This is a genomic window from Amycolatopsis sp. NPDC006131, from assembly GCF_040614175.1.
Classification (GTDB): Bacteria; Actinomycetota; Actinomycetes; order Mycobacteriales; family Pseudonocardiaceae; genus Amycolatopsis_E; species Amycolatopsis_E tucumanensis.
This window is the reverse complement of sequence record NZ_JBEXTX010000053.1, coordinates 1-19,345: the sequence shown is the minus strand read 5'-3', so window position 1 is coordinate 19,345 and position 19,345 is coordinate 1. Positions and strand designations below refer to the sequence as shown.

Genomic DNA, 19,345 nt, shown 5'->3' with positions numbered 1-19,345 from the left:
CCGCCATCGTGGGCACGTTCGTCGCGACGGTGCTCCTCGGGGTCACCGGCACCCCTCCCCTCATCGCCATCCCCACCCTCATCGCCGCCGCGCTGGTGGTGTGCTCCACCGCCTCCAAGGTGGTCAATAACGCGCCCCTCTTCGCGGCCGTGCTGATCGAGAACAAGCAGACCATCACGCGCCTCATCACCGTCGCCACGGTCGGGCATGTGGTGTGGGCCTGCCTCTACCTGTACCGCCCCAACCTCCTGTGGCTCCTCGCCCTCGCCGCCCTGGCACTCACCGAGTACGCCGTCGCCCGCGGGCACGAGTACATGCTCGCCGGCAGGGCGAAGCAGGAACTCGAACCCGCCACCCCCGAAAGCGCGGCATCCACGGCGGCGCGGATCGACGACGAAGTCATGACCGCCGGACGCAAAGCGTTCCGCCGCTCCGGACACGAATGGCTCAACATCCTCGGCTGGGAACCCATCGACACCGGAGACCGCGTCATCGGAGTCGCCTACAGCGTCCGCATCCCATCCCGCTACACGGCGAAGAACGCGGCGAAAAAGCTCTCGGGGGAGGACATCGAACCGATCGCGATCGCGTTCTCCGAGGTCTTCGAAGAAGACGCCCGGAAACAAGGCCAGCGACCTCCTGCGCCGTTGGCGACGGACTGGGTGCACATCAAGAAGGAACCCCCAGCCGGCCAATACACCATCACCGTGCTGGTGGTGGACGCGTTGGCGACGGTGCACGAGTACATCGACACCCTCGAATGGGCGTCGATCAAGGACCCTGCCCCGATCGCCCGCACCCTCGACGGCAAACCCTACTCGGAACTGCTCGCGCAGCACTGGGCCGACGTGGGACAGACCCGCTCCGGGAAAACCGCCCTGATCCACGTGAAGTGGGCCCTCATCACCCGCTGCCACGACGCCGTGCTATGGGTCGGCGGGGTCGAGAAACTGTTCGACGCGGTCGGCCCATGGATCGAACCCTATCTGGGCACGCAGGAGCCGCTGCCGTTCGACTGGGTCGCTTACGGGGCGCAGGACACGGCGAACATGCTCGCCGCCGCCATCGCTGTCGGACGGTGGCGGCAGTCGGTGCCGCACCAACGACGGACCGGGTTCAAAACCATCATCGTCCAGCTCGACGAGGCCAGCTTCTTCCTCGTCCTCAACAAAATCAAAGCAGTGACCCGCGACGGGAAAATGACCCCCAGCCAGATGGCCGAAGTCATCGTCAAGGGTCTCGGGTCCGCGCTCGTGTTCCTGCACCTCGCGTCCCAGCGCGGCACCAACAACAACTGGGGCGACTGCGGAGGCGACATCTCCGCCAACATCATGGCCCAAACCGTGTTCGCCACCGGCGACGACGCCGAGGTCGGTCGCGCCACCGGGGACTGGAAGCTGCCCATCCCCAGCCACAAGGGCGAGTTTCTGCTGAAGCCCGGCGACGGTCGGCCGGTGGAGCGGTTGAAGTCGGAGTACATCCAGGAGACCGACCCGTCGAAGCCGAAGCTCCACGACGGCGCGACCCTGTCGGATGTGGCGTGGGCGCGCCGCCACTTCCACTCCGAACTCGACCCGGGGTCGCAGCGGCACGCTGGTGAGCACTACGCGAAGCGGCACCGCACCGCCGACGCCCTCTACGCCTACCTCACCAACACCGTCGCGGCGATGCTGCCCGAACACGGCTCCGCCTACTCCGACGCCTACGCAGAAACCACGGCTGCGTTGGACGCGATGTTCGCGGAGTCGGGGATCGTCCTCGAACAGCCCACCGAGCCGGAGCGTGAGCCGGAGGTGGAGGCGGTGTTGTCGGGGCCGCGGCACGAGCGCATCGAAGCCATCATCCGCAGCGCGCCCGGGCCGCTGGGGAACGCCGAGATCCGGGCCGCGCTCGCCGCGGCCGGGGATGACACCGTTGCCGCGCAGACCGTCACCAACGCGCTGCGCCGTCTGCTTGAAGACGGGCGCGTGAAGCGGGACAACGCGAACCAATACACCGCCGCGTGACCACGTTCCGTCATCAAACAACCAAACTACCAAACACTGCACCCCCACCCCAACCCCGCCTCACGCAGCCGAAACACCCACCAACCCCTCCAGGGGCTGTGTGTTTGTTTGGTTGTTTGATCACACACCGTTAGGAGCCCGTCGTGGACTACCAAGACCTCATCGACCGGTACGACGACGAGATGCTCCGCCTCGGCCAACTCCGCAACGTCCAAGCCGAAGGCGGCCCCAACTGGGCCCGCTACCAGGACCGCATCACCGAACTAGACGACCACAAACACGACGTGGAACGCACCATCCCCGCCCTCGAAGCAGCCGACGCGGAGGTCGCCCAGGCGTTCCGCGCGCACGGCATGGCGCAAGGAGACGCGGACAGGGAAGTCGCCGCCTGGACCCGCGCAGCGAAGATCCTCGGCGCGGCCGGGCTGCTGTGCCTCCTGCTCACCCTCACCCTCGGCGGGTTCTGGCCCACCACCGGGTGCGTCGTGTTCCTCGCCGGCGCGGCCGGGTGTGTGGTGTACAGCGGGAAGGTGCGGCAAACCCGGCAACTCAAAGCGGACGTGCTGGGTGAGCAGTTGCGGGCGGCGAAAGCGCAGCGGGACGCGCTGTGGACCGCCCTACAGCGGCGGATCGGCGAGCTACCTCCCCCCACCCCGATCGCGGAAGAACCGGTGCCGGCCGAGGAGGAGATGGTGGACGCGGACTAGACCGCGGCGCGGTGGTAGCTCGGCATCCCGCAGTCGTCGAACGGCAAATCCGCCGCCTGATCCCCGGCCTGGGCGGACGCCTTCTCAGCGATCGCCTGTGTGATCCACTCCTGGAGGCCGACACCCGCGAGGGCGGCGGCGGTTGTGGCGACGTCCAGGACCGGCACGGACAGTTCGACGTTCATGTGAGTCGTCATGGCGGGTCTCCTCACGTCCGGGTCCTGGTCGAGTGTGACAGGGATGAGGTTCGCAGTCATCAGCTTCTCCAATCGATCAACCAACAGTTACCACTGGTTGCACTGCTAGCATATGTTAGCTATCGTGGCTGTGTCAGCACAAGCCGCGACCGAGGAGGAGACCATGGGCAAGAACATCAAGAAGCTGACGGAAGAGTTCAACAAGGCCGCCGACGAGTTCAAGAAGCACGGCGGCAGCGACCGCTTCAACAAGGCGTTCGAGGCGTCCGCAGCCATCGCCAAGGCGAAGCACGCGGCCCGCGCCGGCACCGACAAGCGGTAACACCAGACGTGCGTGTGGCCCCTGCTCCCTTCCCTAGAGCAGGGGCCACAGTCACGTCCAGGGGCTACACGTCCGCGCCGAGTCTTCGAGCATCCCGCCGGGCGTTGTTCACCGCCTGATGATCCGACGGCGAAAACGAACACGTCATCCCGTCTCCTTGTGGGCTCGTCAACCGCCAATGCCCGTTCCGGGCGATCCGCGCCTTCCACCCCTGCTTCTTCAAACAGCGCACCAACTGCCGCATGTCCTTCTTCCCCGACACGTCAACAACCCCGCAACACGCCGGCCAACGCGTCATACTCCCGCTGGTCGATAGTCAGGAAGTACTTGTACTTCACGTCCACGTAGCGGGCCGCGTACCAGCAGCGCGCCGACATCTGCGGGAGCCACGTCGCCGGGTCCTGGTCCGACTTGCGCCGATTCGAGGTGCCGGACACGGCGACGAGGTTGTCCATGTCGTTGTAGAAGCCGCGCCGCTGCTCCACTGTCCAGTCCCGCGCGCCGGACTGGTTCGCCTCCGCCACCGGCACCACGTGGTCAATGTCCACATCCCGCGGGTCGGTGATGACCGCGCCGTCGTAGATGGACTCCCACGTGCCGGCGGTGATGCGGCAGTCCGTGGAACGGTGACGGGTGCCGATGCCGTCGCGGATCAACACCCGTTCCCTGGTGGTGCAGCCGTCTTCGGTGGTCCAGTCGCCCCACTCGTCGCGGTTGTAGTGCGCGCCGCTGTCTTCGGGGCGGACGTCGAGCTTCGCCAGCTCACCGACGGCGTACGAAGTCTGAGTCTGGTCTTCGGCGGGCACTGTACCGCACGCGGCGATCAGGAACACGCTGGCGACAGCTAGGGCGGTGGTTTTCACGCTGCGTTCTCCTGCTCGTTCGTGAGGACTCGGACCTCGACCAGAACGCCCGGGGTTTCGCCGACCTCGGCGAGCCGTTTCGAAGCGTGCACCTCCACCGCCTGCGAATCGTCCAGCCAGATCACGTGGGTGAGGGCATCGAACACGGCGCGGATCATCTTGTCGATGTCCGGGCGTTTCACCGCGGGTGGGGTTGAGCGTTTCGGGGTGGCGGCGGGGCGGTGCATGACGAACCGCAGCCGGATCGAGATTGGCCCTTGCAGCGGCCCGCCAGGGTGGTGTTGGCGGGCCGTCCAGGCGACGCGCTCGCGCCACGGGCCGACCGCCTTCGACTGTTCGACCAGTCGGCCGCCGCCGACGTGGCGTTTGCTGCCTTGCGCTGCGGGTTGGCCGGGCACCCAGAATGTGACAGTCACGGTCTCGGCTCCGCGGTCGGCTCGTAGATCGGCCACACCTGCGTCCCCGTGGTCCTGCACTCGATGACGAGTTCGTCGTTGCACGGCACATCCACAGGGAAGGGCGGGACTCCGGTGTCTTCGGTGGAGTAGCCGACGATGCGGCCGTGGGCCTGCACGAACCCGGCCCACACGGTGCTCTCAACGTTCATTCGGGGTCCTCAGGGTTGGGGCAGCCGCAGCTGCCGGCGAGTTCGTCGATGCGGGCGAGGACCGCTTCGATGAGGTTCAGGAGGGTTTGGTCGTGTTCGTGGTCAGTCGCCAACGACGGTCTCCGGGTACGACGGAACCCACACCTCAGCAGGAGGAGCGATGGACGACCACACCCCCGCAGTCGAGGTTTTCGTCACCGCTGGAGACTCGACAGGCTGGTTGGGGTCACGCCACACCGCAGGGTCCGAGTGATCAGTCACAAGTCCTCTCCCTTCTCGGAGCGGTGGTAGAGCACGGCATGTTTGGATGCGGCAGCGAGAGCGGCGGTCCACGCGTCGCGCCAATCGGTAGGGTGGAAGATGTCGCCGACCGGGCCGCCATGGTCACAGCTCCACAGCCACACCCCGGCGGCTTTGAAGACACTCGGACGGTCGGGCATCAGGGTCTCCACTCCTGCCGGAACTCCGGGTGATCGGCGTAGGGCAGCGCGAGGAGTTGCAGCACTGCCACCCACTCGGGGGGAAGGAACCGGCCCGGCTCGCCGTAGGCGGCGTCCCACTGGTCCTCGATGTGATCGATGATCCGGCGTTTGGCGTCCACCTCGGCCAGCACACGGTCAGGCTCGCCGCAGTCGCAGTCCCGCTCGGCGAACCCCCAGCGGACAGCGGCGCACGTGGAGAGATGAGGTTCTGGCGCTTCGGGATCGGACCGCTCGTCGAGGCGGGCGCGAAGGAACGCGACCAGAGCATCCACATCAGTCACGACGATCTCCGGTTGTAGTCAGCAGCGATCTTCGCAGCCGAGACCGCGATGAACTGGCCCCCCTCATCGCGGGCAACCCAGTCGCCGTAGCGGGCCTGCGTGTAGGATGGACGGAGACTAATCCACCAGTTGTCCTTGTTGCTCGGCTCCATCACGTACCAGCAGAACTCGCCACCACACCACTCAGCGAGCTTCTCCGCCTCCTCGCGAGTGGTTGGCGTGAACTGCCGGGCTTCGATCGGCCGGGGCTTGCGCTCGAACCACACGGTCTCGGTGTCAGTCATGTTTCCTCCTAGCGGGTAATGAAGAACCGGTTCGACTCGTCATCAGTACCGTCCCGGGCGGACTCATAGGACAGCTTGGAGAGGGCAGCACTGCGGGCGCGGGCTCGCTGGTCGCACCCGCGCGGGCAGCCGTACTCCTCGTCGCGAACCGGGAAGTCGTCGTACTGGCAGCGACGCAGTACGGGACCGTAGGGATTGGGCTCGGTCACTGTTCCTCCTGTTGCCCAGCCGAGCGAGGCTCGATCAACTCGTCGATATCGGCCATGAGCTGGGACCACACCGCGCCTGCTGCCTCGTCGTCGTTGATCGGTGGAAGCTGGTAGATCGTCCGCAACACGGCCTGCAATCCGACGGACACTTCCCGGAACGCAGTGCGGATCACGTCGAACGACTCGTTTATGCCGCGGATGACCTCCTGCCGCTGCTCTGGTGTCAGTTTGGCGATCTGTGCCGCGAAGTCCTCGGTCATTTGTCCTCCTGTTGTCCAGCGTCGTCGTCTTCGAACGGCTCCAACAGCCGGTACGCCTCCTCGGGATCGGCGCTGTAGGCAACGAGGAAGTCCGCCATTCGATCGCGCGGGAGGAAGCCGCGCTGCTCGACGATCAAACCGCCGTAGTCCCACGAGCCAGTGAGGTGCGCGACGGGGCTGTCTCCGGGCGTGACCCAGCCGACCATTGACGTGCCAAGCTCGTCTGCACGAGCGATCCGCTCTTCGCCTCCCCGCCCAAGGTGTCGCAGCATGTCCACACGGCAGCCGATGAACGTCGGGGCTTCGACGATGGAGGACCACACGCAGTAGATGTCACGGTCTTTAGCGCCTTTGATCACGCAGCTACCCACGGTTGTCCTCCTGTTGTCCAGAAGAACCCACAACAAGGCGGGAACAGGTCTCGTCGCCCTTCGGATGCCACGGCCCGGGGTAGTGCACGCTGCCCTCGGTGGCCTGGCAGTTGCACCACTCACCGCCGGCGTCCGGGTAGCGCGCCGCGACATGCGCCCGGTACTTCTCCAGGACCGGCCGCATACGGGGCTTGATGCCCTCCGGCGCCATCGCGTAGGTGCGCTCGCAGGCCCCGAGATCAGCAGGGTCGGCCGGGTATTCGTCGAGGCCTGGTTCGGGCTCCTTGCCCGCTCCGTAGTAGGCCAGGGCGTCGGAGGAGATGCCCCAGCAGCGAGGACGAACGTGACGTCGCTGTGCCTCGTGGCGGGCAAAGAGGAACCGCAGCACCTCATCCGACGCTCCAACGGAACCCGCCTCTTCGTTGGAAGCCGCGGGCGACGCTCCAACAGAAGTTGGAGGATCACAGGCAGGCCGAATCTCCACCGGGTTGGTAGTCAGGTTGTCGGTGTAGTCCGAGCGGACCCGGAGTGGATCGACGGACACCACGGTGCCCTCTACCCACTGCCGGAACTCGACCCGCTGGCCGACCACGAAGTCACTCATCGTCGTCTCCGCTCTCGGCGGGGATGAGGCTCGCTCCACCCCATCGGTCGACGCCCGGGTCGTCGTCGGGGATCTCAGCGAGCAGCGCGTCCACGTCGATCCGCTGCGGGGTTGGGTGGGTGGCGGGACGCCACGACTCCACCGTCGCGATTACCTGCCCGTTCCGGATCGCTTCGAAGAGCTGCTCGCGCCAGTCTGCGGGTAGTTGGGTGGTGTGTTCCCGAAGACGCCCCAACTCCGCCCGGGCCTCCGCCGCGACAGCCTCGATCCGCGCGTTCCCAGATCGCATCTCCTCGGCCAGCAGCTCATTCGCCCGGTGCAGCTGCTCGTGCAGCGCCGTGTTCTCGTCCTCCAAACGAGCCGCGTACGCCTCGGCCGTGTGGTCCGCGGGGCCACCCGACACGAACGAATCCCAGCCCTCCCGATCCTTCGGCTCCCACTCCGCCACAGCATCCGCAACAGCGGTGAACAGACCGTCCAGCAACTCGCGAGGCAGGCAGTCCGGCACGTCCACGGTGATGCGGTACTGCTGGCCCTGTGGAGGTTCGCTGGCGGGGACGAGACGCTCCGCATCCGCCGGCAAGGCGTCGCGGTTCTGCGTGCACGACGAGACGTGCTCCGCCTCGTACACCTTGAACAACATGCGCTCGGACTCGGACCAGTACAGTTCGGGCGGGTTGGTGTCGGTCACTGCTGCTCCTTCAAGCACGGCCACGCGGTCGGCACTGCGCCGGTGGTGGCGGCGAGGTGCGCGAACAAAACACCCGGCTCGCTGGCCTCGTAGTGGGCCAGCGCTGTCGCGACGAGTTCGGCGCGTTCGGGGGTGCCGGTCGCGGCGACGGGGTTGCGGGAGCCGGCGAACTCGACGGCCACGACCCACACGCTGTTGGGGAGGGTGTCGACGACGATGGTGGCGGGTTGGGCGAGTCGGGTGGCGAGCCACGCCCGGGTGGCGTCGATGTCACCCAACGGAGGCTTCTCCGTCACGACTGCACCTCCCCAGACAGGGCAGCGCGGATAGCGCCGATCACCCTCGCTCCGAACTCGACATCACCTGTCGACACAGCGATCAGCCACTGCTCCAGCGCGCTGTACGCCTCGGGCGGCTGGTACACGTAGTCAGGGCCGTGGGCAGCCTTGAAGAAGTCTCCGACCTGCTGGCGGAAGGCGTCCCGCTCGTCGCGGAGTTGGGTGATGGTTCGGTCCTTCTCCGCCACCTCGGCGCGAAGACGTTGGATCTCCGGTGCTGCCCACTGCTGCGCAAGCCACCCGGCCCGAACCTTCTCTCCGGCGGGCTCGTCGGGGAAGAACGGCAGCAGCACGGCACGGACTCGGTCGCAGTCCTCGCTGCGGTTGCGCAGGTCGTGGCGGAGGTCCTCGATCTCGCGTTCGCGCTGCTCGAACTCGGACGGCGGGAGGATGACCCAGCCGGGCTTGTCTGCCTCGGGGTGGTCGCGGACGAGGTCTGCCGCGACCTGCTCCGGCCGCAGGTAGCTCGTGCCGCCTGTTGGGGCGCGTCGGATGGCTGCGGTGGCGTCGACAACCTCGGGGCTGGGTCGGTGTTCGGTGCCGCCTTGGGGCATGCGGCGGAATAGGTCGACGCGGGTGATGGGCTGCTGGGGCGGGGTGGGTGGTTGGGGGACAGTCACGACCGGGCCTCCTCGACGGGCTGGGTGAGGGCGGGGGCTTCCGGCCACGCGACCGGCAGGCCGAGCTTCTGGGAGAGCTGGCGGCGCGCCTCGGCGTGCCCCTGCCAGCGCCAGTAGTCCCGGTCGTTGTCGGGGTGGCAGTTCTCGATCGAGGTGATGTAGTCCGCACGCTCGTCGCAGAACTCGGCCACCTTGTCGATGTCGGCCTGGAGTTCGTTGCACTCGTTGTTGAGGCGATGACAGGCGTCCACCAGTTGCTCGTAGGTGGGGGCGGTGTCGGGTTCGCCAGCAGTGGAGTAGTCGCGCTGGGTGTCGGTCATGGGTTTTGCTCCTTGGGGTGGTGGACGGGGGTCAGAGCTTGCGGACCGCGTCAGTCGCCTCGTAGCCCGCGTTCGGGCCGTGCTCGATGCTGTCGCGGTGCTTGTGCTCCGCAGCGAGCCACAACTCCTGGTCCACCACGGGTACCAGAACCTCAGCAAGCCGGGCCGGGAAGTCCGGGGCGGTGGTGGGCACGGGGTAGTCGATGAAGGTCATCTGCTCGTCGAATCCCCACCGGCCGTTGCGGATCACGTTCACGCCCTCGCGGAGGATGAACGCTTCGACGGAGTAGGCCGCTGGGAATGAGCCGATGAGTTCGATGGGGTCGGTGGCGGGGCGGTGGACACTGCCGCTGCCGGGGTGGTCGAGCTTGACTGGTTTGCCTGCCAGCGCGGTTCGCGCGGCGTCATATCCGGCGATGATCTCGGGGAAGATGCTCATGGTTGCTCCTTGGGGTGGTGGTCCTGGGTGGGGGCGGTCAGGCGGCGGCGCGTGTGTCGATCAGGTCGGCCCGGCCGCAGCGTCGGGCGCAGTCCGAGCACTCCGACAGGCGCCACCAGCCCTCGTTGCCCACGTCCGGGTCGTTGGGGCTGGCGACGTGGCGGATGTAGACCTCGCCGACCGCGATGGTGCGGTGGCAGTCGGAGCAGCGGCGCGGCTTGCGGGCGCGGTGCGCGGTGGCCTTGGTCATGGCTTCTCCTGGGTGGGGGCGGTAGCGAGAACGGCCCGAGCGATCGTGACAGCGTGGTCGACGGTGCGGCGGCTGATGGAGCCGTGGTTCCAGAGACGCGCGACATCATCGAGCCACGCGGCGAGGGGTTCGGCGAGTTGCGGCCCCATCGCAGCGATCCAGCGGGCGTCGGGCTCGCGGAAGGTGGTGCCGTCGTGGGTGTCGGGGAGTTCGTTGATCTCCCAGCCGACGCCGCGGTCCCAGAGCGTCCACGGTCCGGGTGTGGCCTTGGCGGCGAGTTGGCGGATGTGGTGTGCGGCGTGCCGCAGCACGACGGCCGGCGAATCAGCGGGCATCGTGGCTCTCCTCGATCTCGTCGGCGAGGCGGCGGAAGTAGTCCTCGGCCATCGCGAAGCCAAGGTGGACGCCCTTGTTCTCCTCAGCCAGCTTGCGGAGACCGACGGCCAGGGCAGCGCGGGCGAAGTCCTCGGTTTTGCCCACCACGCGGGTGTTGGTAATCAGGTTGGACAGGAAGCGCTCGGAAACCTCGAACACCGCAGCATCGGCGGCAGCGACGAGGCGGGCTGAGAGGCTCTGTGCCGTGTCGGCAGTCCCCGCCCCTGCCGGTGTGTCGTGGGGGTCGGTGTTGGTCTCTTCCCGGGGCAGTGGGCCGCCATTCGCGAGCATCTTCTCGGCCTCGCCCAACGTCACGAGCACCTCTGGTGCGATCGTGCCGACGCGTTCGGAGAGGATGCCCCACTCCTGCATGCGGTCCATGAGCTCAGCGACGGTCGAGAACGGGAGGCCGAGTCTGCGGGCTATGAAGCTCTGTGCTCCGAAGCGGGCGTTGGTGACGAGGCGGACTGCGCGGGCGAAGTCGTCGTCGGGGGCCTGTCGGGTGTCGCTCACCGCTGCCCCCCGATCAGCTCGTCGATGTCGGCCATGAGCGACGACCACACTGCGCCGTTGCGGCGAGGACCGGACGGCTCAGGCTGGAAGCCCCCTGGCGGATACCAGCCGATGCCGCGCGACCAGCTCTGGTGGTAGTTCGCGGGGTGATCGTTGGCGGGGATGTCGCAGCGGATGTCCCGGTAGGTCGGGTGCTGAGCGCCGCACGTCTGGGCCGGACCGAGCGCCATGTCGGCGCTGCCGAGGTCACGTGCTGCATCCTCAACGCGCGCCCACCATTGCGCGCTGCCAATCGGGGGGAGTCGGTGGTCGGTCATCGTGTCTGGTCTCCTGTCTGACTGGCCGTCCAGATCGCTTCGTCGGCCTCGTTGTCCTCGGGATCGACAAGCTCGTCCGGGTCCGCCTCGGACCCGGTGTCGAGCACGACGCAGGCAGGGCCGTCGCCGTCGAACTTGGAGAAGCTGATCGAGTCGACCTCGAACAGCCGGTCCCCGTCGCACTGGAGGACCCAGAGGTCCCCGTGCTCGTCGCGCAGGGTTTGGAGTCGAGTGATCACCTCGACGAGGTTCACGGCTGGTCTCCTGTCTGGCTGGACACCTCGCGGAGGCTGTCCACGTGCTCACGGCTGTAGTGGTCCTTGGGCCAGGACACGCGCCGGTGGTGCTGGTCGTAGACGTGGGTGACCGTGCCAACGCCGAACAGATCATGGCGGGTGACCTTCGTGCCCACGTCGAACTTGCGTGTCGGCTCGTCGGCGGGTTCGGGTGTTGGGCTGGACACCTGAGTGAGGTAGCGCACCGGTATGCCGAGTTCCTCGGCGTAGGCGATCTCCCGCTTGGTCGATTCGCCGATGTAGCCGCCCGGGTTGACGACCAGCACCTCATCGGCGCGGTCGATCTTCGCAAAGTGCAGTCGGTCCAGGTCGCGCTTGATTCGCTCGGCCTGCTCCTCGCTCTCCCAACGCGCATCGGGGTTCTTCATGTTCACCAGCGGCAGCAGCACGATGCGCCCGGCAAGGGACTCGTCGATCGAGGCTTCGACCATGGCGAACTGGAAGCGCATCGACCCGCAGATGCACACGACACGCGGGCTCCTCGGATCCTGCACCTGCTGAAGGCGCCGGATCGAGCGATCGACCTGACGATGCGCCGTCTCTAACGCGGCGCGAAGTCGGTCGACCTCCTCGCCCACGAAGTCCGACACGTCGGCAACGTCCATGTCCTCGGCGGTGGCGTCGAACAGGGCGAGGATCTTCTTCAGCTCGTGGTAGGCGTGGGCGATCTTCTCGCGCTGCTGGCTGTCGTCGGCGCGGAGTCGGCCGGTGTCGTCTGCTGCCCCCTGCCCGGCCAGTTCGTTCACGCCAGCGAGGATCTTGTTGGCCAGGTCGGCGACCTTCGCAGCGCTCGGCTCCGGCACGCGCCCGGCCGCCCAGTTCTCGGCGTAGGTGCGTAGCGCGATCGCGTGCGCGCGGGGGTGTTCGGGGTTGGTGGTCATCACGTCAGACCTCCTTCGGGGTGAGGGCGAATGTCGGCAGGTCGTCGGCGTCGTTCGGGAAGCGCGCCAGCTTCAGACCGCGGGAGTCCAGGAACTCCAGCAGCCCGGCGGTGGCGGCGGGGTGGACCCATGAGCTGCCACACCTCACCAGGGCGAGGCACGGCGGTGGTCTCCTTGGTGGCCATCGAGGTCCCTTCGGGTCAGGCGGGCAGGAGGTCGGCGACCTGGTCCGGGCAATCCCCGGGCAGTTCGACGGCCGGTTTGAACGAGACGACCGTGCCCTCCACGTCGGCGGGGTAGGCGGCGGTGAACACCACGTCCGACAGGGGGATGCGGGTGACGGACACGACGTAGTCACCGCGGCGGGTGGTGACGTGCCGGCCGAGCGGAACATCGCGGATCTGGCGGGTTGGGGTGGTCACGTCACACACCCCCGGCCGCGCTCGACGGTCTCCCACTGCCCGTACGTCACGACACGACGAACGATTCGCCGCTGCTCACCCTGGTAGTGGCGGGCAGCGGACCTCACTGCGTCTTCGAGGCTGTTGCAGTACTCAATGGCCGCCATGTCCGGGTCGTTTTCGTTGGACAGGATCGCGAACTGCTCCTCCTGGGGCTCGTCGAACACTGCGCCGAGGTCGTTCATCGGGCACCTGCATCCGGGCGAGGCACGGGGCGCACCGAATCAGCCACCACACACCACACCTGCCCCTGCTCGTCACGCACCCGCTCGCCCTGCTTGCCGTCGTACGGCAGCAGCTCGCCCAGCACCACTGCGCCCGCGCGGTCCGGGCGGTGAGCCGAAACCCACTCGCCGTCCTCGATGTAGTCCTTCGCAGTGTCGCTCATCGGGTCTCCCACGGCGCGTTGAGAACCGGCACGATCAACGTCGGAGTGTTGGCGAGAACCCGCACGTGCAGGACCCGAAACACCATTTCGCGGTCGGACAGCATGTCCCGCACCCGGTACACAGTCATCCGACCCGACTCGGTCTTGTCGAGCACGTCGAAGTGCTCCAACCCGAGATAGGTCAGCACGTCGTCCTCGCTGGCGAACGCGTCGTCGGCGACGCGCGGGACGGTGCCGGTCTTGAGCAGGTAGACGGTCTTCGTGCGTCGGAACGGGTTCCTCATCGGGTCTCCTCAGACAAAGCAGCGCGGACCGGGCGCACGTCCAGTGCCTTCACGTACTCGGGGCCTGCGCCGAAGTCAGCGGTGTAGCCCTCCGAGTGCCACGCCAACACCTTCGCGACATCGCCGGACACGAGGTGCTGCACGTGCGTCGGGAGTGTGCTCTCCAACCTTTCCTCGGAAAGCGCGGCGCGGCCGGATCCGCCCGCCTTCACCAACTCCGGGTCAGCCGCGTACTCCGCCTCCAACACCTTCCCCAGACGGCGGTACAGCTCCTCAGTGAAATCCAGATCTGCCACGGCCTCGTCCAAGCGAAGAACGAACTCCAACAGCTCGTCGTGGTCATGGATCATCGCGTTGACGTTCTCTGCCAGCTCGTCGATCGTGGTCTCGGTAGCAACCTTCAGCAGGTAGCTCTTCGGCTCGCTCATCTCTTCTCCTCGGTCACAGAAACAGACAGGGAACCGAACCGGTCGTGGTGCCACTCCGCCAACTCACGGAGGATGCCTGCCGTGTCGTGCTTGCGGATCAGGGGCAGGAACGTCTTCGTGTAGGCGAGGAAGCTGCCGTCGGTCCAGCACTCGCCGCCGAGGATCTCGCAGCGCTCGTCCGCCGGGTCGGGCGCGAAGTCGAACAGGGGCTTGGGCGAGTGGATCGCCACACCGCCGTACGACTCCTCGCCGAACAGTCTGCGTGCCCGCTCGGTGTTCGGCTCCGACCACAACGCGATCGCGCCGTGCTCGTTCTGCACGATCACCTCGAAGCGCTCCACCTGCCCCCGCGGGGACCAGCCCCACACGCGCAGCCCGGGAAGCGAATGGGTTTCGAAGTTCAGGGTTGCCAGTTCGAGTGTCATTTCTTCTCCGTCTCGGGGTGATGGTAAGGCTCGCCGTACTGCCCGCTGGAGTACACGTGCAGCAGGTTCAGACAGTTCCGCAACGTCCACAGCTGCACCTCGTGCAGCATCTCGACGTCGCGCTGCTTGGCCTCGCCAGCTTTAGCGGCCAACTCCTGGTGTATGTCGCGGTCCAGGCGCAGCATCTCCTCGAACCGCTGCACCTGCTCGTGGGTCATGCCCGGGCCGGTGTCATCCGAGGGCGGGTTGGTGGTGTCGTTCATCGCGTCTCCCCAGACAGTCAGGCGGCCGAAGGCTGCTGCACAGCCGGCACCACAATCGGCTCCGGCTTCGGCGGATTCGGCAACACACACGGAGCCACGAACCTGGCCACGTGGTGGATGGTGCGGATGTTCGGGTGGATCACCATCCCGTCGGCGGGGTACTCGCACACCGAGCACGGGACGCCGTGGAGACGGACGAGCCGCGTCGGTTCCTGCGGGTTCATACCGCTTCCCCGTAACCCGCGTTGAACGCCCCGTCGTGACGGGGGATGTCGGCTTGCGCTGCCTTCCACGCGTTCAGGGCCTGGACGCGGCGGTGGGCCTGGTCGAACGCCTCGGCGTAGCAGCGGGCCACCGTGGCGGCGGTGTCAGCGGCCCACGCGGCACGGTCCAACACGAACGCCACAACCCGGCACGCCCGCGCGATCTTCGCGTTCATCGTCTTCCCCGCCCTGCCCGGTCCGCGACGACACCCGCGACCACGAGAACCAGGCCACCGAACAGCACGACCGCGGCGAGGCTGCCGAGGATCAGGCTGGCGGGGTCTGCAAGGAGGTGAAGGATGGTGTTCCTCATGCCACACACTCTAGCTAACATATGCTAGCTGCGCAAGCGGGAAAGTTAAGCCGCGTCGCGGTACTTCGCCGCGATCTCCCGCTCCACCACGGCCCACGACTCCCGAGCCCGCCGACGCACCTCCACCGCCGACAACGGCTCCCCCTCAAACACCGCCCTGCGCCGCGCCAACTCCGCAAAAGTCGGCGCAGACGCCACCGCCGACCAGTCCACAGCCGCCGAAATCCGCCACGACGCCTCCCGCATCGTGCGACGGTGCATCCACTCCACCCACTCGCCCAGCAACTCCGCCACATGCGGCGAAGACGTGAGCAGTCGCCAGCAGTCCGCGGCGAACTGCACCGCCTCCCGCCGGCGCGGATCGTCCTTCGCCAGGGCGAGCCACTCTGGGGAGCCGTACTCCGGCGGCCGAACAGGGCTAGTCATCGCCGCGCTCGATCAGCGGCGGCACCTGCGACTCCCCGAACTGCAACCGGGCAGCGTCGACCGCGTAGGTGCGCAGCACGTCCTTGGCGTCGTCCAGATCCGCGTAGCCACCATCGACACGAATCACGATGTCGTAGGAGCCGCGGTCGTTGGTGACGATCTGGAGCCGCGGCCAATCGTGCCGTTGTAGCAGCAGCGCCGCGAGCGCCATCGTGCGCACGTCGGCGGCGGGTACGCGGTCCCGCTGGTAGTACTCGGTGAGCTGGTCGTGGATACCGGTCATTGATCGAAGCCTTTCGGGTCGTTGCGCTCGAGGTCGCCGTAGTTCCCGTTGAAGATCAACCGGAAGGTGCCCTTACGGCCGTTGCGGTTCTTCACCACAGCCATGTCCACGTACAGGGACGGGCCCTCGACCTCATCGGGTTTCTTCATCACGATGAGCACATTCGAGTCATTCTCGATCTGCGCCGACTCGCGCACGTTCCCATCACGGTTGATCTGCGCGAGCTGCACAATCGTGATGCCCAGTTCCATCACCAGCGCCTTGACCTGTCGAGACAGGTAGGCGACCTGCTGCTCTCGGGACTGCGCCTTGAAACGACTGTCCAGCAGCTGCAGGTAGTCGATGACGGCGAGTTTCACCCCGTTGTGCTTCACGTGGTGCCGCAGCGCAGACGCGACGTACTCGATCGACATCGGGGCGGTGTCGTCGATCAGCAGCGGCTGCTCGTTGAACCACTCGAGAGTGCTCTCATACCGTCGCCAGTTGAAATCCTGCAGGTCGCGGTTCTCGATCGCCGTCAGCGGGATCCGCGCCTTGCGGGCCACGATCCGGTCAAACACCTCGAGCTTGTCCATCTCCGCCGAGAAGATCACCGCCGGGTAGCCGTTCTCCGCGGCGTGAGTGGCGACCTGGATGCCGGCCACTGACTTGCCGAACCCTGTGGGTGCGGCGATGGTGCAGATCCGCTTGGGCAGAAGCCCACCCCCTGAGAACTCGTGGTTGAAGTCGTCCCACGGGGTGGGGATGGTGTTCTCCCGCGTGTGCATCCTGGTGCGCCACGGGTCGACCAGCTCGGAAACCCACGCCGACGACGGCTCCACCCCGGCCGGGTCTGGGATCTCAGGTTCGCCCGCGTAGCCGCCGAGCATCTTCCGCGCGAGCGCCGGCACCTCGAAGTGGTCGCCGTTGTCCACCAGCTCCTTCGCCAGGTAGGTGAACTCGTTGATGTTGCGGTACAGCTCCTCGTCGGACTCGTTCACTGGCGTCTCCTGTCGTCCCCGGTGAGGTTGACGACCCGGCAGGTTTCGGCCAGGCGGGAAGCGACGCGTTCACCGAGCATGTCGGCGATCTGTTTGGACGCGAAGTTGCTGGTGAAGATCGTGGCGTCAAGGTTGTCGTAGCGGGTGTCGATGACCCGCGCGGTCAGCCCGTCGGGGTCATCCGCGGTGCCAAGGTCGTCGATGATCAGCAGCGGGGTTTTGGTGAGCCGGTCGAAGTGCTCGCGAGGCGAGAACCCCGACTTGTAGCGGCCGGCGGCGACCATGTCTGCGTGTTTGACGTACTGGAACACGACGGGGACGCCCAGGCTGGCGATGTAGCGGACCGCGGCGAACGAGTTGTGCGTCTTGCCTGTGCCGACAGGGCCGGCGATGAGCAGGGAGGGGCGCATGCTAATCGGTTTGTTCGAGGGCCACGATGTGGCGATCGCGGCTGCGTGCTGGTCGGCCCACGCCCGCACCTGCGGGTGTGTGAGTTCAGCGGCGGAGTACCGGGGCGGAACCTTGTCGAGGCTTCGCGGGTTGATCTCTTTCGCGACGCTGCGCAGCTCGAGCAGGCGTTCGGGGGGCATGTCGTCGATGGGGTTCACCGGCGCTCCTCTCAGAAGCCCGTGGAGGCGTTGTGCCACTGGTCGCGGCTCGGGTGTCCGTGTGGGTTCCATTTGCGCCTCTGTGGCTCTCCTGGGTCGGAATCCCAGCGGTCGTTGTTGAGCCAGCGTTCGAAGTCTTTGCGGTATCGCTTCTCGGGGTTCGCGGCGAGGTAGGGCGGGATGGCGGCGAGGATGACGCTGGGGTCTGTTCGGGTGATGGCTTCGGTCCAGGCGGCGAACGCTTCGGCCTTGTCGCCTTTGCGTTCGTAGAGCTTCCAGGCGGCTTCGAAGTCGGGGGTGTAGTCGTAGCGCCGCTTGCGTCGGGTGCGGGTCACTTGAGGCTTTGGAAGTGGGTCCGTTGCCGGGTTTTCGAAGAGGGCTTCGGTGTCGTTCGACGCGGCAGCGTCGAAGTTCCCGGTACTTCTCTTTGGGACTTCAAGGGACTTAAGGGACTTGTGATGCTCTGACCTGCGGTTATCATCACCACCGTCATCACTTTTGATGACGCGAGGTGATGATTCTGATGACGCGACCTGATGACGTTGATGATGTAAGGTGATGACGTTCCGGCTCGCGTCATCAGGTCGCGTCATCGATGCGTCATCACCTCGCGTCATCAGTTTCTGTTGCTTCTTCCGCTCCCGATAGCGCCGCGAGTTCTCCGCGAGATCAGCCCTGCGCTTCGCGGCCCGGTCCTCAACCGGATCCACATCGCCGCGATCAATATCGAAGTTGCACGCCCACTCGGGCCCCTTCGGGCCCTCAGTACGGGTGAACCACTTCTCGCTCTCAAGCCAGTTGCGTGCCTCCTCAGCGGCTGCCACGGAGCACCACGCTTCTCGTGCGATGGTCTCGAGACCGATCGTGATGCCGGTGCCGCTGCTCGGGTTGGCGTGGCCGGCCATGATGAGCGCAACAGTGTGGAGGAGCCGGTCGACACGGTCGGTGTTGCCCCGCACGGGTTTGGGGAGGTTGCGGGTCCATTTGATGACGTTGATGGAGCGTCGGGTCATGTGCGGCACCTCCCGGCTGGGCGGGCGGCGCGGGCGAGCATCCCGACGCCGGGGGGTGGCGCGGGCAGGTCGGTGCCGTGGGATGCAGGCTCGTCGAGGGGCATCGATCGGGCTCGTTTCGGCTAGTGGGCGGATGTGGCGCGCTGAGCGCCCCTGGAAGCTCGGGAGAGGGTTTTGCGGAGCGCGGCGTGGGACACGCCGATCTCGTGGGCGATGCGGGCCTGGGACCAGTCGGGGTGGAGGATGCGGAGCGCGTCGTGGTGGGTGAGGACGCTTTGGGAGTCGCGGTTGCGGCGGGGGTAGTCGGAGAGTCGGCGGTGGGTTTTGGCCCAGGGCCAGCAGCGGTCGCGGCAGAGGCCGCGGCCCCCGTGGAGGAGTACTCCGCGGGGGCCTGTGTGGGCCATCAGCATGGGGCGGTGACAGCGCCGGCACGGTTGGGTGGTCATCCGTCGCCGCCGACGAGGTCCTTCAGGAAGGGTCCTTCACGGTCGTACGCTGCCCGATAGTCCGGGTGTGCTGCCATCTTCGCGACCGTCACACCCTCACCTAGGAGCCGCCAGAACACGTGCTCCAAGGTCTCGGGTTCCTGGTCTCCCAAGTCGCATTCCCACAGTCCCAGCCGCCCTTTCGCGGGGATCGCGGTGGTGAGCGGGCGGACGTTGGTGAGCCGCCAGTGGAAGTGGCCAGGGAAGGCCCACGGACCGCATTCGCAGGGTTCCTCGCTGCGGTATCGGTTGCACACGGCGGTTAGGTTCGCGATCGCGACGACCGCGCCGCACTCGGACATGGGCAGGTCGTCCGCGATTCTTTCGGGCAGTTCCGCGCCCTGCGTGCTGGCGAGGTCTCGGACGAGGGCGAAGGATTCTCCGACGCGCGTGTCCCACTTAGAGCGTGTCTCATGTGGTGTGTTTGCGGAGTTTCTTGTAGCAGGTCAGGGCGGCTCCGAGGGTGAGGAAGGCGAGGAAGTGGCTGGCTTT

41 protein-coding genes are annotated in these 19,345 nt (G+C 66.8%); 3 read left to right on the top strand and 38 right to left on the bottom strand.

Features of this window, described 5'->3' with window-relative positions; genetic code table 11:
- Positions 1 to 8 precede the first annotated feature (8 nt).
- Both ABZ215_RS25000 and ABZ215_RS24995 read left to right on the top strand, forming a co-directional pair.
- Entirely contained in the window at positions 9 to 2,006 is a 1,998-nt protein-coding gene (locus ABZ215_RS25000; protein ID WP_354952011.1) for a hypothetical protein, read from the top strand.
- A gap of 143 nt (positions 2,007 to 2,149) precedes the next feature.
- Positions 2,150 to 2,713: a hypothetical protein gene (locus ABZ215_RS24995; RefSeq protein ID WP_354952009.1), complete on the top strand. Its 564-nt coding sequence runs from the start codon at positions 2,150 to 2,152 to the stop codon at positions 2,711 to 2,713.
- Here ABZ215_RS24995 and ABZ215_RS24990 read toward each other — a convergent pair.
- A complete protein-coding gene (locus tag ABZ215_RS24990; protein ID WP_354952007.1) occupies positions 2,710 to 2,910 on the bottom strand; it encodes a hypothetical protein in 201 nt (66 codons plus the stop codon). The two genes, ABZ215_RS24995 and ABZ215_RS24990, sit on opposite strands and share 4 nt — an antisense overlap.
- Before the next feature lie 124 nt (positions 2,911 to 3,034).
- Here ABZ215_RS24990 and ABZ215_RS24985 point away from each other — a divergent pair, with 124 nt between their 5' ends.
- Complete coding sequence (locus ABZ215_RS24985) at positions 3,035 to 3,232, top strand: hypothetical protein (RefSeq protein ID WP_354952005.1); 198 nt, start codon at positions 3,035 to 3,037, stop codon at positions 3,230 to 3,232.
- Positions 3,233 to 3,495: 263 nt separating this feature from the next.
- On the opposite strand, the gene ABZ215_RS24980 is transcribed toward ABZ215_RS24985, so the two are convergent.
- The 37 genes from ABZ215_RS24980 to ABZ215_RS24800 form a co-directional block, all read right to left on the bottom strand.
- The gene (locus tag ABZ215_RS24980) at positions 3,496 to 4,095 is read right to left on the bottom strand and encodes an HNH endonuclease family protein (protein WP_354952003.1); all 600 of its coding nucleotides are present in this window, start codon (positions 4,093 to 4,095) and stop codon (positions 3,496 to 3,498) included.
- Positions 4,092 to 4,547 carry a RusA family crossover junction endodeoxyribonuclease gene (locus ABZ215_RS24975; RefSeq protein ID WP_354952001.1) on the bottom strand — a complete coding sequence of 152 codons (456 nt, stop codon included), beginning with the start codon at positions 4,545 to 4,547 and terminating at the stop codon, positions 4,092 to 4,094. The genes ABZ215_RS24980 and ABZ215_RS24975 overlap by 4 nt, the downstream gene beginning before the upstream one ends.
- The gene (locus ABZ215_RS24970; protein WP_354951999.1) at positions 4,508 to 4,702 is read right to left on the bottom strand and encodes a hypothetical protein; all 195 of its coding nucleotides are present in this window, start codon (positions 4,700 to 4,702) and stop codon (positions 4,508 to 4,510) included. The genes ABZ215_RS24975 and ABZ215_RS24970 overlap by 40 nt, the downstream gene beginning before the upstream one ends.
- 257 nt (positions 4,703 to 4,959) lie before the next feature.
- A complete protein-coding gene (locus ABZ215_RS24965; protein WP_354951997.1) occupies positions 4,960 to 5,142 on the bottom strand; it encodes a hypothetical protein in 183 nt (60 codons plus the stop codon).
- Positions 5,142 to 5,465, bottom strand: coding sequence for a DUF6221 family protein (locus ABZ215_RS24960; RefSeq protein WP_354951995.1), 324 nt, complete (start codon positions 5,463 to 5,465; stop codon positions 5,142 to 5,144). The genes ABZ215_RS24965 and ABZ215_RS24960 overlap by 1 nt, the downstream gene beginning before the upstream one ends.
- Positions 5,462 to 5,749 (bottom strand): hypothetical protein, encoded by a 288-nt coding sequence (locus tag ABZ215_RS24955; protein ID WP_354951993.1) that lies wholly within the window; start codon positions 5,747 to 5,749, stop codon positions 5,462 to 5,464. Before ABZ215_RS24955 ends, ABZ215_RS24960 begins: the two co-directional genes overlap by 4 nt.
- Positions 5,750 to 5,757: 8 nt before the next feature.
- The gene (locus ABZ215_RS24950) at positions 5,758 to 5,958 is read right to left on the bottom strand and encodes a hypothetical protein (RefSeq protein ID WP_354951991.1); all 201 of its coding nucleotides are present in this window, start codon (positions 5,956 to 5,958) and stop codon (positions 5,758 to 5,760) included.
- Positions 5,955 to 6,218: a hypothetical protein gene (locus tag ABZ215_RS24945; RefSeq protein WP_354951989.1), complete on the bottom strand. Its 264-nt coding sequence runs from the start codon at positions 6,216 to 6,218 to the stop codon at positions 5,955 to 5,957. Before ABZ215_RS24945 ends, ABZ215_RS24950 begins: the two co-directional genes overlap by 4 nt.
- The gene (locus tag ABZ215_RS24940) at positions 6,215 to 6,589 is read right to left on the bottom strand and encodes a hypothetical protein (RefSeq protein ID WP_354951987.1); all 375 of its coding nucleotides are present in this window, start codon (positions 6,587 to 6,589) and stop codon (positions 6,215 to 6,217) included. Before ABZ215_RS24940 ends, ABZ215_RS24945 begins: the two co-directional genes overlap by 4 nt.
- A complete protein-coding gene (locus ABZ215_RS24935) occupies positions 6,582 to 7,193 on the bottom strand; it encodes a hypothetical protein (RefSeq protein ID WP_354951985.1) in 612 nt (203 codons plus the stop codon). Before ABZ215_RS24935 ends, ABZ215_RS24940 begins: the two co-directional genes overlap by 8 nt.
- Positions 7,186 to 7,884 (bottom strand): hypothetical protein, encoded by a 699-nt coding sequence (locus tag ABZ215_RS24930; protein ID WP_354951983.1) that lies wholly within the window; start codon positions 7,882 to 7,884, stop codon positions 7,186 to 7,188. Before ABZ215_RS24930 ends, ABZ215_RS24935 begins: the two co-directional genes overlap by 8 nt.
- Entirely contained in the window at positions 7,881 to 8,180 is a 300-nt protein-coding gene (locus tag ABZ215_RS24925; protein ID WP_354951981.1) for a hypothetical protein, read from the bottom strand. The genes ABZ215_RS24930 and ABZ215_RS24925 overlap by 4 nt, the downstream gene beginning before the upstream one ends.
- The gene (locus ABZ215_RS24920) at positions 8,177 to 8,842 is read right to left on the bottom strand and encodes a hypothetical protein (protein ID WP_354951979.1); all 666 of its coding nucleotides are present in this window, start codon (positions 8,840 to 8,842) and stop codon (positions 8,177 to 8,179) included. Before ABZ215_RS24920 ends, ABZ215_RS24925 begins: the two co-directional genes overlap by 4 nt.
- Positions 8,839 to 9,162 carry a hypothetical protein gene (locus ABZ215_RS24915; protein WP_354951977.1) on the bottom strand — a complete coding sequence of 108 codons (324 nt, stop codon included), beginning with the start codon at positions 9,160 to 9,162 and terminating at the stop codon, positions 8,839 to 8,841. The genes ABZ215_RS24920 and ABZ215_RS24915 overlap by 4 nt, the downstream gene beginning before the upstream one ends.
- 31 nt (positions 9,163 to 9,193) lie before the next feature.
- Positions 9,194 to 9,601 (bottom strand): hypothetical protein, encoded by a 408-nt coding sequence (locus tag ABZ215_RS24910; protein ID WP_354951975.1) that lies wholly within the window; start codon positions 9,599 to 9,601, stop codon positions 9,194 to 9,196.
- Positions 9,602 to 9,638: 37 nt separating this feature from the next.
- Positions 9,639 to 9,851: a hypothetical protein gene (locus ABZ215_RS24905; RefSeq protein ID WP_354951973.1), complete on the bottom strand. Its 213-nt coding sequence runs from the start codon at positions 9,849 to 9,851 to the stop codon at positions 9,639 to 9,641.
- Positions 9,848 to 10,186, bottom strand: coding sequence for a hypothetical protein (locus ABZ215_RS24900; protein WP_354951971.1), 339 nt, complete (start codon positions 10,184 to 10,186; stop codon positions 9,848 to 9,850). Before ABZ215_RS24900 ends, ABZ215_RS24905 begins: the two co-directional genes overlap by 4 nt.
- Complete coding sequence (locus ABZ215_RS24895) at positions 10,176 to 10,739, bottom strand: DNA translocase FtsK (RefSeq protein ID WP_354951969.1); 564 nt, start codon at positions 10,737 to 10,739, stop codon at positions 10,176 to 10,178. Before ABZ215_RS24895 ends, ABZ215_RS24900 begins: the two co-directional genes overlap by 11 nt.
- The gene (locus ABZ215_RS24890; protein WP_354951967.1) at positions 10,736 to 11,056 is read right to left on the bottom strand and encodes a hypothetical protein; all 321 of its coding nucleotides are present in this window, start codon (positions 11,054 to 11,056) and stop codon (positions 10,736 to 10,738) included. The genes ABZ215_RS24895 and ABZ215_RS24890 overlap by 4 nt, the downstream gene beginning before the upstream one ends.
- The gene (locus tag ABZ215_RS24885) at positions 11,053 to 11,310 is read right to left on the bottom strand and encodes a hypothetical protein (protein WP_354951965.1); all 258 of its coding nucleotides are present in this window, start codon (positions 11,308 to 11,310) and stop codon (positions 11,053 to 11,055) included. Before ABZ215_RS24885 ends, ABZ215_RS24890 begins: the two co-directional genes overlap by 4 nt.
- Positions 11,307 to 12,236, bottom strand: a complete 930-nt coding sequence (locus tag ABZ215_RS24880) for a hypothetical protein (RefSeq protein WP_354951963.1) — start codon at positions 12,234 to 12,236, stop codon at positions 11,307 to 11,309. Before ABZ215_RS24880 ends, ABZ215_RS24885 begins: the two co-directional genes overlap by 4 nt.
- A gap of 1 nt (position 12,237) precedes the next feature.
- Positions 12,238 to 12,381 (bottom strand): hypothetical protein, encoded by a 144-nt coding sequence (locus ABZ215_RS24875; protein ID WP_354951961.1) that lies wholly within the window; start codon positions 12,379 to 12,381, stop codon positions 12,238 to 12,240.
- A gap of 52 nt (positions 12,382 to 12,433) precedes the next feature.
- Positions 12,434 to 12,655, bottom strand: a complete 222-nt coding sequence (locus ABZ215_RS24870; RefSeq protein ID WP_354951959.1) for a hypothetical protein — start codon at positions 12,653 to 12,655, stop codon at positions 12,434 to 12,436.
- Entirely contained in the window at positions 12,652 to 12,879 is a 228-nt protein-coding gene (locus ABZ215_RS24865) for a hypothetical protein (RefSeq protein WP_354951957.1), read from the bottom strand. The genes ABZ215_RS24870 and ABZ215_RS24865 overlap by 4 nt, the downstream gene beginning before the upstream one ends.
- On the bottom strand, positions 12,876 to 13,082 hold the full coding sequence (locus ABZ215_RS24860) for a hypothetical protein (RefSeq protein WP_354951955.1): 207 nt from the start codon (positions 13,080 to 13,082) through the stop codon (positions 12,876 to 12,878). Before ABZ215_RS24860 ends, ABZ215_RS24865 begins: the two co-directional genes overlap by 4 nt.
- A complete protein-coding gene (locus tag ABZ215_RS24855; protein ID WP_354951953.1) occupies positions 13,079 to 13,366 on the bottom strand; it encodes a hypothetical protein in 288 nt (95 codons plus the stop codon). Before ABZ215_RS24855 ends, ABZ215_RS24860 begins: the two co-directional genes overlap by 4 nt.
- A complete protein-coding gene (locus tag ABZ215_RS24850; protein ID WP_354951951.1) occupies positions 13,363 to 13,794 on the bottom strand; it encodes a hypothetical protein in 432 nt (143 codons plus the stop codon). Before ABZ215_RS24850 ends, ABZ215_RS24855 begins: the two co-directional genes overlap by 4 nt.
- A complete protein-coding gene (locus ABZ215_RS24845; RefSeq protein WP_354951949.1) occupies positions 13,791 to 14,219 on the bottom strand; it encodes a hypothetical protein in 429 nt (142 codons plus the stop codon). The genes ABZ215_RS24850 and ABZ215_RS24845 overlap by 4 nt, the downstream gene beginning before the upstream one ends.
- A complete protein-coding gene (locus tag ABZ215_RS24840) occupies positions 14,216 to 14,482 on the bottom strand; it encodes a hypothetical protein (protein ID WP_354951947.1) in 267 nt (88 codons plus the stop codon). The genes ABZ215_RS24845 and ABZ215_RS24840 overlap by 4 nt, the downstream gene beginning before the upstream one ends.
- A gap of 220 nt (positions 14,483 to 14,702) precedes the next feature.
- Positions 14,703 to 14,921 (bottom strand): hypothetical protein, encoded by a 219-nt coding sequence (locus tag ABZ215_RS24835; protein WP_354951945.1) that lies wholly within the window; start codon positions 14,919 to 14,921, stop codon positions 14,703 to 14,705.
- Positions 14,918 to 15,058 (bottom strand): hypothetical protein, encoded by a 141-nt coding sequence (locus ABZ215_RS24830; protein WP_354951943.1) that lies wholly within the window; start codon positions 15,056 to 15,058, stop codon positions 14,918 to 14,920. The genes ABZ215_RS24835 and ABZ215_RS24830 overlap by 4 nt, the downstream gene beginning before the upstream one ends.
- A gap of 45 nt (positions 15,059 to 15,103) precedes the next feature.
- Complete coding sequence (locus tag ABZ215_RS24825) at positions 15,104 to 15,484, bottom strand: hypothetical protein (RefSeq protein WP_354951941.1); 381 nt, start codon at positions 15,482 to 15,484, stop codon at positions 15,104 to 15,106.
- The gene (locus tag ABZ215_RS24820; RefSeq protein WP_354951939.1) at positions 15,477 to 15,767 is read right to left on the bottom strand and encodes a hypothetical protein; all 291 of its coding nucleotides are present in this window, start codon (positions 15,765 to 15,767) and stop codon (positions 15,477 to 15,479) included. Before ABZ215_RS24820 ends, ABZ215_RS24825 begins: the two co-directional genes overlap by 8 nt.
- Complete coding sequence (locus ABZ215_RS24815) at positions 15,764 to 16,681, bottom strand: DnaB-like helicase C-terminal domain-containing protein (RefSeq protein ID WP_354951937.1); 918 nt, start codon at positions 16,679 to 16,681, stop codon at positions 15,764 to 15,766. Before ABZ215_RS24815 ends, ABZ215_RS24820 begins: the two co-directional genes overlap by 4 nt.
- Positions 16,682 to 16,743: 62 nt before the next feature.
- Positions 16,744 to 17,355 carry an ATP-binding protein gene (locus tag ABZ215_RS24810; protein ID WP_354951935.1) on the bottom strand — a complete coding sequence of 204 codons (612 nt, stop codon included), beginning with the start codon at positions 17,353 to 17,355 and terminating at the stop codon, positions 16,744 to 16,746.
- A gap of 11 nt (positions 17,356 to 17,366) precedes the next feature.
- Positions 17,367 to 18,368 carry a hypothetical protein gene (locus ABZ215_RS24805; protein ID WP_354951933.1) on the bottom strand — a complete coding sequence of 334 codons (1,002 nt, stop codon included), beginning with the start codon at positions 18,366 to 18,368 and terminating at the stop codon, positions 17,367 to 17,369.
- A gap of 442 nt (positions 18,369 to 18,810) precedes the next feature.
- A complete protein-coding gene (locus tag ABZ215_RS24800; RefSeq protein ID WP_354951931.1) occupies positions 18,811 to 19,155 on the bottom strand; it encodes a hypothetical protein in 345 nt (114 codons plus the stop codon).
- Between the last annotated feature and the right edge of the window lie 190 nt (positions 19,156 to 19,345).

What these genes read in the sequence shown, in the direction of transcription:
- ABZ215_RS24955 (WP_354951993.1), bottom strand. Translation starts at nt 5,749, where the DNA reads ATGACTGACACCGAGACCGTGTGGTTCGAGCGCAAGCCCCGGCCGATC.
- ABZ215_RS24905 (WP_354951973.1), bottom strand. Translation starts at nt 9,851, where the DNA reads ATGACCAAGGCCACCGCGCACCGCGCCCGCAAGCCGCGCCGCTGCTCC.
- ABZ215_RS24900 (WP_354951971.1), bottom strand. Translation starts at nt 10,186, where the DNA reads ATGCCCGCTGATTCGCCGGCCGTCGTGCTGCGGCACGCCGCACACCAC.
- ABZ215_RS24845 (WP_354951949.1), bottom strand. Translation starts at nt 14,219, where the DNA reads ATGACACTCGAACTGGCAACCCTGAACTTCGAAACCCATTCGCTTCCC.
- ABZ215_RS24800 (WP_354951931.1), bottom strand. Translation starts at nt 19,155, where the DNA reads ATGTCCGAGTGCGGCGCGGTCGTCGCGATCGCGAACCTAACCGCCGTG.
- ABZ215_RS24860 (WP_354951955.1), bottom strand. Translation starts at nt 13,082, where the DNA reads ATGAGCGACACTGCGAAGGACTACATCGAGGACGGCGAGTGGGTTTCG.
- ABZ215_RS24850 (WP_354951951.1), bottom strand. Translation starts at nt 13,794, where the DNA reads ATGAGCGAGCCGAAGAGCTACCTGCTGAAGGTTGCTACCGAGACCACG.
- ABZ215_RS24970 (WP_354951999.1), bottom strand. Translation starts at nt 4,702, where the DNA reads ATGAACGTTGAGAGCACCGTGTGGGCCGGGTTCGTGCAGGCCCACGGC.
- ABZ215_RS24990 (WP_354952007.1), bottom strand. Translation starts at nt 2,910, where the DNA reads ATGACGACTCACATGAACGTCGAACTGTCCGTGCCGGTCCTGGACGTC.
- ABZ215_RS24935 (WP_354951985.1), bottom strand. Translation starts at nt 7,193, where the DNA reads ATGAGTGACTTCGTGGTCGGCCAGCGGGTCGAGTTCCGGCAGTGGGTA.
- ABZ215_RS24945 (WP_354951989.1), bottom strand. Translation starts at nt 6,218, where the DNA reads ATGACCGAGGACTTCGCGGCACAGATCGCCAAACTGACACCAGAGCAG.
- ABZ215_RS24835 (WP_354951945.1), bottom strand. Translation starts at nt 14,921, where the DNA reads ATGAACGCGAAGATCGCGCGGGCGTGCCGGGTTGTGGCGTTCGTGTTG.
- ABZ215_RS24820 (WP_354951939.1), bottom strand. Translation starts at nt 15,767, where the DNA reads ATGACCGGTATCCACGACCAGCTCACCGAGTACTACCAGCGGGACCGC.
- ABZ215_RS24965 (WP_354951997.1), bottom strand. Translation starts at nt 5,142, where the DNA reads ATGCCCGACCGTCCGAGTGTCTTCAAAGCCGCCGGGGTGTGGCTGTGG.
- ABZ215_RS24825 (WP_354951941.1), bottom strand. Translation starts at nt 15,484, where the DNA reads ATGACTAGCCCTGTTCGGCCGCCGGAGTACGGCTCCCCAGAGTGGCTC.
- ABZ215_RS24830 (WP_354951943.1), bottom strand. Translation starts at nt 15,058, where the DNA reads ATGAGGAACACCATCCTTCACCTCCTTGCAGACCCCGCCAGCCTGATC.
- ABZ215_RS24915 (WP_354951977.1), bottom strand. Translation starts at nt 9,162, where the DNA reads ATGACCGACACCCAGCGCGACTACTCCACTGCTGGCGAACCCGACACC.
- ABZ215_RS24910 (WP_354951975.1), bottom strand. Translation starts at nt 9,601, where the DNA reads ATGAGCATCTTCCCCGAGATCATCGCCGGATATGACGCCGCGCGAACC.
- ABZ215_RS24865 (WP_354951957.1), bottom strand. Translation starts at nt 12,879, where the DNA reads ATGAACGACCTCGGCGCAGTGTTCGACGAGCCCCAGGAGGAGCAGTTC.
- ABZ215_RS24855 (WP_354951953.1), bottom strand. Translation starts at nt 13,366, where the DNA reads ATGAGGAACCCGTTCCGACGCACGAAGACCGTCTACCTGCTCAAGACC.
- ABZ215_RS24890 (WP_354951967.1), bottom strand. Translation starts at nt 11,056, where the DNA reads ATGACCGACCACCGACTCCCCCCGATTGGCAGCGCGCAATGGTGGGCG.
- ABZ215_RS24805 (WP_354951933.1), bottom strand. Translation starts at nt 18,368, where the DNA reads ATGACCCGACGCTCCATCAACGTCATCAAATGGACCCGCAACCTCCCC.
- ABZ215_RS24840 (WP_354951947.1), bottom strand. Translation starts at nt 14,482, where the DNA reads ATGAACGACACCACCAACCCGCCCTCGGATGACACCGGCCCGGGCATG.